This window comes from Candidatus Glassbacteria bacterium, assembly GCA_019456185.1.
Lineage (GTDB): Bacteria > Gemmatimonadota > Glassbacteria > GWA2-58-10 > GWA2-58-10 > JAJRTS01.
In genome coordinates this window covers 1-7,000 of record VRUH01000098.1, presented here as the reverse complement: position 1 = coordinate 7,000, position 7,000 = coordinate 1, and the positions used below count along the sequence as shown (strand labels likewise).

At 59.2% G+C, this 7,000-nt stretch carries 9 protein-coding genes; 7 read left to right on the top strand and 2 right to left on the bottom strand.

Annotated elements, in window-relative coordinates; all coding sequences use genetic code 11:
- The 6 genes from FVQ81_17840 to FVQ81_17815 form a co-directional block, all read left to right on the top strand.
- Positions 1 to 778: N-acylglucosamine 2-epimerase (locus FVQ81_17840; protein ID MBW7998394.1), on the top strand; the 778-nt coding region annotated here is incomplete at its 5' end.
- Positions 779 to 875: 97 nt separating this feature from the next.
- A complete protein-coding gene (locus FVQ81_17835; GenBank protein MBW7998393.1) occupies positions 876 to 1,322 on the top strand; it encodes a transcriptional repressor in 447 nt (148 codons plus the stop codon).
- A gap of 181 nt (positions 1,323 to 1,503) precedes the next feature.
- Positions 1,504 to 2,016: a ferritin gene (locus tag FVQ81_17830; protein MBW7998392.1), complete on the top strand. Its 513-nt coding sequence runs from the start codon at positions 1,504 to 1,506 to the stop codon at positions 2,014 to 2,016.
- Between the two features lie 107 nt (positions 2,017 to 2,123).
- Positions 2,124 to 2,591, top strand: a complete 468-nt coding sequence (locus FVQ81_17825; protein ID MBW7998391.1) for a DUF2892 domain-containing protein — start codon at positions 2,124 to 2,126, stop codon at positions 2,589 to 2,591.
- Between the two features lie 95 nt (positions 2,592 to 2,686).
- On the top strand, positions 2,687 to 3,154 hold the full coding sequence (locus FVQ81_17820; GenBank protein ID MBW7998390.1) for a peroxiredoxin: 468 nt from the start codon (positions 2,687 to 2,689) through the stop codon (positions 3,152 to 3,154).
- 145 nt (positions 3,155 to 3,299) lie between these two features.
- Positions 3,300 to 3,794 (top strand): hypothetical protein, encoded by a 495-nt coding sequence (locus FVQ81_17815; GenBank protein ID MBW7998389.1) that lies wholly within the window; start codon positions 3,300 to 3,302, stop codon positions 3,792 to 3,794.
- Positions 3,795 to 3,797: 3 nt separating this feature from the next.
- Here FVQ81_17815 and FVQ81_17810 read toward each other — a convergent pair whose 3' ends face one another.
- Positions 3,798 to 4,991 carry a hypothetical protein gene (locus FVQ81_17810; protein MBW7998388.1) on the bottom strand — a complete coding sequence of 398 codons (1,194 nt, stop codon included), beginning with the start codon at positions 4,989 to 4,991 and terminating at the stop codon, positions 3,798 to 3,800.
- A gap of 7 nt (positions 4,992 to 4,998) precedes the next feature.
- Positions 4,999 to 6,327, bottom strand: a complete 1,329-nt coding sequence (locus FVQ81_17805; GenBank protein MBW7998387.1) for a right-handed parallel beta-helix repeat-containing protein — start codon at positions 6,325 to 6,327, stop codon at positions 4,999 to 5,001.
- Between the two features lie 302 nt (positions 6,328 to 6,629).
- Here FVQ81_17805 and FVQ81_17800 point away from each other — a divergent pair.
- The coding region (locus FVQ81_17800) for a phosphoadenosine phosphosulfate reductase family protein (protein MBW7998386.1) at positions 6,630 to 7,000 on the top strand (371 nt) is incomplete at its 3' end.

Below are 7,000 nucleotides of genomic sequence, written 5' to 3'. Positions count from 1 at the left end.
CACCGGTGAGAACCGTCTGGCCGCCGAGGCCCTGCTGATGTTCGACAAGGTGGTGGAGCTGGCCGACAATCCGCGCCTGCTGGGCAGGCCGATGCTGGAGGGACGGCCGGAGGTTTCGGCGATGAGTGTGCCGATGATGCTTCTGTGCGCCGCCGAACAGTTCTCGCGCGGCCGCGATGATTTTCCCCATGCCGAACGCATGGAGGGCTGGGTGGCGGAAGTGATGATCCACGCCGATCCGGGACGGAAGCTGGTGCTGGAAAACGTGGCCCCCGACGGCAGTCACCTGCCGGGCAGCGAGGGACGGCTGATGAATCCCGGTCATGCAATCGAGGCCGGCTGGTTCGTACTGGAGTATCTTGAAGCCCGCGGGATCGAGGAACACCGTCAGAGGGCGCTTGAAATGATCGAATGGTCGTTCGAGCGCGGCTGGGATAACGCTCACGGCGGGATATACTATTTCCTCGACTCCGAAAACCGTCCTCCGCTACAGCTGGAATGGCAGATGAAACTGTGGTGGCCCCTCTGCGAGGCGCTTTACGGAACGCTGCTGGCCTGGAGTCTCAGCGGCAATGACAAATACGCCGGATATTTCGAACGGACCTGGGACTATATCGCTGACCGCCTGATTGACCGGGAACATGGCGAGTGGTTCGGCTACCTGGACCGTCAGGGTGCGCCAACCCACCAGCTCAAAGGCGGTCCCTACAAATGCTTTTTCCACGTCCCGCGCACGCTGATGTTCTGCATCAAACTCCTGGAACGAATCGAGGGCTGATCATGATTGAAAAAGCCCTTGACTTCTGGCGTCTCTTTTCATATGTTGCTAACAGGAACTAATACTGGTAAGTTTTTCCCGGATGGTGAATCGGAAGATGAATGCTACGCCGGCACGCAGGATGACGCGGCAGAGAAAGCTGATCCTCGAGGAACTGAGGAGCACGAAATCTCACCCGACAGCCGATGAGATCTACGCCGGAGTCCGCAGACGGTTGCCGAGAATCAGTCTCGGCACGGTCTACCGCAATCTGCAGACCCTGGCGGCCGACGGTGAAATCCATACTCTCCGCGATGGCGGCCGCACCCGTTACGACGGTACGATGCACGAGCATTACCACGTGCACTGCCTCGTTTGCGGCCAGGTGGGCGATCTGCCCCGCGAGGCTGCCCGGGATGTCGGGCAGAGGGCCGGTGTCCGCAGCGATTTCAGGATTCTGGGGTACAAAGTGGAGTTCGTGGGCGTCTGCCCGGAGTGTGAACGCAAGGGTAAGGAGGTGGCTATCGGGGAAGAAAACCTGAGCGGTTACCGCAGGATGAGATAATCGTCGCAGGGAGCGGATTGCTGTATCGGGACGAAGATGCTAACGAGACGCGGATTCACAATCAATTCACCTTGTGGCTTCAATCAGACTCGATTATAATTCAGGTACCCGTAATTTTGACTATGATCTTATGATCTTATGATCTAGTGTATATTACAATTTAAAACAACAGGAGTTGACGATGCTGAGCAAAAAGATGCAGGCGGCCCTTAATGACCAGATTCAGTCCGAGTTGTACAGTAGCTACCTTTATCTTTCGATGTCAAGCTGGTTCAAGGCCCAGAATCTCGAAGGGTTCGCCGGCTGGCTGGAAATGCAGGCCCAGGAGGAAATGGGCCATGTGATGAAGTTCTACGGCTACCTTCACGACAAGGGCGCCGACGTGGAGCTCCAGGCCCTGCCTGCCCCGCAGAAATCATGGAAATCGCCCCTGGCCGTTTTTCAGGACACGCTCAAACACGAGCAGATGGTTACCGGACGGATCAATGACCTGTGCGCGCTGGCCGACAGCAACAATGACAACGCCACCCGCGTGCTGCTCAACTGGTTTGTCGAGGAGCAGGTGGAAGAGGAAGCCAGCGCTCAGGCTGTGATTGATAAGCTGAAAATGGTCGAGGGCTATCCGGGCGGAATTTACCTGATCGACAAGGAAATGGGTGGACGCACCGTGGCCCAGGACCAAGGCGGCAATTAAGCATGCGTTTGCATGTTTAGCGCGAAGAGACGACCTCCACTACACGGGGGACATCTCTTCGTCTTTGTTACCTCGTCACCGTCAACGAGTAACAGGAGGGATGACCGATGAAGCGCAATATCGGATCGGTTGACAAAACAGTCCGGATCATCGTCGGGCTGGCCATTATCGCTCTCGGGCTGTATTTCAAGTCCTGGTGGGGTCTGATCGGCCTGCTGCCGGTCACCACTACCCTCATCGGCTTGTGCCCGCTCTACTTGTTGCTGGGGATAAACACCTGCGGCGCCTGCGGACAGACTGCTGCTGTCCCCGAGCCGTCGGTTGAACAGCAGGATGTTCCGGATGTCGGGCAGCAGGAAGGTTCTGATGTCGGTCAGCAGGAAGGTTCTGATGTCGGTCAGCAGGAAGGTTCTGATGTCGGGCAGCAGGAAGGTTCTGATGTCGGGCAGCAGGAAGGTTCTGATGTCGGGCAGCAGGAAAGTTCTGATGTCGGGCAGCAGGAAGGTTCTGATGTCAGGCAGCAGGATGCCCCTGATGTCGGGCAGCAGGATGCCCCTGATGAGGATCAGCCGTAAATCGTGTCAAGCTGAACGGTATTGAATCACCGGGGTGGAGCCGTCGCGGCTTCGCCCCTTTTTTTCCTTTGTAAAGATTGAATGATGGAGGAGTGATGGTCAAGGCGGGTGACAAGGCTCCCGGCTTCGCGCTGCAGAACCAGGATGACCGGGAAGTGACGCTCGATAGCCTCAAGGGCAAGTGGGTGGTGCTCTATTTCTATCCCAAGGACAATACGCCGGGCTGCACCACCGAGGCCTGCGATTTCACAGCCCGGAGGAACGAGTTCAGCGGGCTGGACGCGGTGGTGGTCGGGGTCAGCCCGGACAGCACCAGCAGCCACCGGGGTTTTATCGAAAAGCAGGGCCTGAACCTGGTGCTGCTCTCCGACCCGGAGCACGTGGCGCTGGAGGCTTACGGGGCCTGGAAGCTCAAGAAAAACTATGGCCGCGAGTACATGGGCGTGCAGCGCAGTACGTTCCTGATCGGCCCGGACGGCACTATCGCCCACGCCTGGCCGAATGTTATAGCCAAAGGCCACGTCGAGAAAGTGAAAGAGAAGCTGGCGGAGTTGAAGGGCTGAGACGCCGGTACAACTCTCTATCCGCACGCCGATCCTCTCCGCCGGAACTTATTCGGCGTGGAATCATTTGTTTTTCCACTTTTGGGATATATAATTAAATCCAGGAAGTCATTTTTTCCAATCAACCCATTGTCCGGAGGCCGCCATGCGCTACCTGTACCTCTGCATCGCTTTGGTTCTGCTTATTTGCTCGGGAGTTCTTGCCGACGAAAAAAATTCGGTCGATTTCAGCGGTGAATGGACCCTCGACACGGCCAAAAGCGAGATGGGCGAGTCGGGCAGGAGGAGCTTCCTGGCCACGAAAATGGTAATCAAGCAGGATGGCGACAAGCTCGAGGTCGAATCTTTTCGCCGCAACCGTGACGGGCAGGAGGTCTCCATCGAGTCCACCTACACCCTGGACGGCGAGGAGTGCAAGAACGAGAGTGAAAACCGCTCCAGCGTTTCAACCGCGGAATGGTCCGCTGACGGCAAAACGCTGACGATCACCTCTAAAACAAACTTTTCCTGGAGCGGCCGGAGTTTCGAGATGGATTCGGTGGAAAAGTGGTCGATTGCCGACGGGGCGCTGGTGATCGAGTCCACGGTCTCATCGCAGCGGGGTGAGCGGTCCGGCAAGGGTGTTTATACCAAATCCTGACCTTCAGTTCAGCACAACCGTAGTCCTCGGTCCGCTGACCCCCGCCTTGTTGAGTGCTCGCAGCGAGATGCCGTTGAGGCCCATATGCAGGCTCCACTCAAGCCGCGCCGGGTTTTCCACCTCTTCCCAGTCGTCGCCGTCGAAACTGACCTCGAAGCGCGCGAAATCCGGCTGCCGGCTCTCCAGCGCCAGGATTATCTTCCCCCGCTCGACTCCCGTTATCTCCGCCTCCACCACGCCGACTGTCCAGTGGAGGTCCCCGATATCCTCCACCGGATGGAACAGGTTCTTTTGGTAGCCGGCGTGCAGGTACAGCGAGTCCCCGCCCTGGTACCAGGTTTTGCCCTCGGTATGGCTGTCGACGGGAGTGTAGAACGGGCTGGGGCTGGTTGAGTCCCAGGTGGCATAGCTGTCGTGGTAGATCAGCCAGAAGAACAGCGCGGTCTCGTCCTCGTCCTCCAGGTCCCACCAGAGGATCGCCGGGTTTTTGTGCACCGTGTCCGGGGGGACTCCGGTCACGTGGTCCACATCCTCGCCGCCGTTACGCAGCCACTCGGAGCGGACCTCCCAGGCTGAAAGCGGCACACCCCTGCGCTCGAAATGAAGGTTGCTCTGGGGGTCGAGATAGATCCACTTGCGCCAGCGGTTGCTCCAGACCTCGGTTGCCCCGTGATGGCGGCTGCCCGCGCCGCCGTGGTCGTGGAGATGGTCCAGGCTGATCTTGCGCGCCTGCCAGCCCAGGGCCAGCGCGCACTGGGTGTAAGTGATCGCATAATAGCTGCACCAGAACGTTTTGCCCTCGGCGGCCGCATCGAGAATTTCAATCGCGTTTGAGACCTCGGCTCCCGGTGTGCCGTTTTCGATCCGGTTGTGGATCCAGTGGTTGAGCAGCAACTGGGCGTGCCACTCGTGGCGCGCGCTGTCGATCACTCCGGCCAGGTCGTAGCGCCGGCGCAGCTCCACCAGCAGGCTGTCATCCCAGGCCAGAGTACGGAATTCCACCCCGGGTCTGTGCGCGGCCGGGATCTGCGCCTCCACCCGTTCGAGCTGGACCCCGGCGGCACGGGCGGCTTTCTCCAGCCGCGCCACGCTCAGTTCGCCCGGCTCGAAATTTTTTAGAGCTTCATTCCCGGCCCCGCAAGTTGCCCCTGCCAGCAGGATCGCGACAAACAGGGCTGATATTCCGATCGCTCTCATCACCTGCCTACTTCCCGGCCGGCACATGCTCATCGTGGGTGATATTGTCGGCCACCACGTTGCGGTCCAGCGCCTCGCCGCCCACTCCGCCGTGGATATGGCCGGAGAGGATGTTGCCCAGGATCACGTTGCCGTGGCTGTCGCCGACCACCAGGATTCCCCAGCCCTGAGTCTTGTCTTCGGCGGGGTCCTGGAAATCGAGGCAGCGGTTGCCGCTGATTACGCTGGAATGAGTGTCCTCCACCAGGATGCCGGGATAACGGCCGGCTTCGGAGCGGCTGTTGTTCTCGCAGACATTGTTGACCACGATATTGTTGCCGCCGTTGGTCGCCTCGATTCCGCAGCGGGCGTTGTTGTAACAGAAGTTTTCGCTGATCACGTTGTAGCGGTCGCCGCCGTCGCCGCCCACTCCCAGCCCGCCGATCCCGTTCCAGCCGTTATCGTGGAACCGGTTTCCCGAGACGGTGGTATGACGCACCCGGTGGCAGAAATAGAGGCCGTCCCAGCCGTTGAACCGGCCCACGTTGTTGGTCCAGCTGCCGCTGGCGATCCCGGTGCCCGGATGGAATCCGTGGCCCAGGTTGTGCTCGCTGGTGCACTCGGTCACGGTCACGTTGTCGCCGGTCTGGATGCTGACCCCGTCGCCGGGCCAGCCGGTGATATGCACCCTGGCGATATAGCTGTCCGAAACGTCGCGGGTGTGGATCGCGCTGACCGTGAAGTCGTTCTCGAAATCCCGGTTCTCCCCCAGCCGCCCGTCGATCGCCAGGTCCTCGATCCGGATCAGCTTTTTTTCGATTGCGTAGAGCGCGGGGAAGAAATTGTTGAGCGAGGCGTTTTCATCGGGCTTGTAATCGTGGACCAGTTCGCGGTCGAGCTGGACCGTGTTACCGTCAATACTTGTTATGTAAGCGTGGGCGCACCACCAGCCGTGCGAATCGTCGCTGCGCACAGTCACTTCCTGGCCGACACGAAACACAGAGGCGTCGGCCACGGTCACACTTGTGCCGCCAGTCAGGGCGGGCTGGGTAATTTTTACCTGCACGGGCTCGTCCCTGCGCGCAATAACCGTGTGTTCGCCCTCGCCCTTGAGCTGGACACCCGTGCCCAGGTGGATCGCCCGGTCGATTTCGTAAACACCGGCCGGGATCAGCACGGTCCCGCCGCCCTCGCCCAGGGCGTAGACAGCCTCCTGGATACCTGAAGTGTGGGAGCCGGAACTCCGGTAGTCGGCGGCATTCACCGTGGCGTCGCCGGCAAACGCTCCGGATCCGGTAAGCGGGATGATGGCGACAGCCAGTGACAGAAAGCCGGCGGTTATCCTCGATAGATTCATCTGATTCCTCCCTGAAGGGCAGAGTGGTTAGTGGATTTTGAACTATTATACTCTCGACAGGCTGGCTGGGCAAGTATCCGCTTAACAGACAGCCGTCACGCAACCTTCCAGCCGGTTTCGATAAGGAGAAGGTTAACTCTTGACTGATCTGTCTGAATGTGATATATTTGCCATACTGCATTAAATCAATCAAAGTAATGAACATTGGGCGGTTGTCAAGCAGGACCGCCGCTTACAGAAGTTTTGAGTAACAAAGCCGGCAGTATTTCGGCAAGCCGGCCAGCCGGGAGGAGTAAGTGATTATGCCAGTGGGATCCGCACAAAATGCCGATCTCGATCAGCGCGAACTGCGGGAAGCGAATGAATTGCTGGCCGGCAGAAGCCCGATCGAGCGAATCCTGTGGGCTCGGGGGCGTTTCGGCGACTCGCTGATCCTGTCCACCAGTTTCGGCTTGCACTCGGCGGTGATGCTGCACCTGGTCGGCGAGGCCGCGCCGGGGACCCGTGTGCTGTTTGTCGATAACGGGTACCTGACTCCCGAAACCTACCAGTTCAAGAATGAGCTGAGCGGGACGCTTGACATGGAAGTTTACACCTATGTACCCAACCGGACCAGGGCCGAGCGCGAGGCGCTGGAAGGGCCGGTGACGGAAGTTTTCTCCAGGGAGGGAGG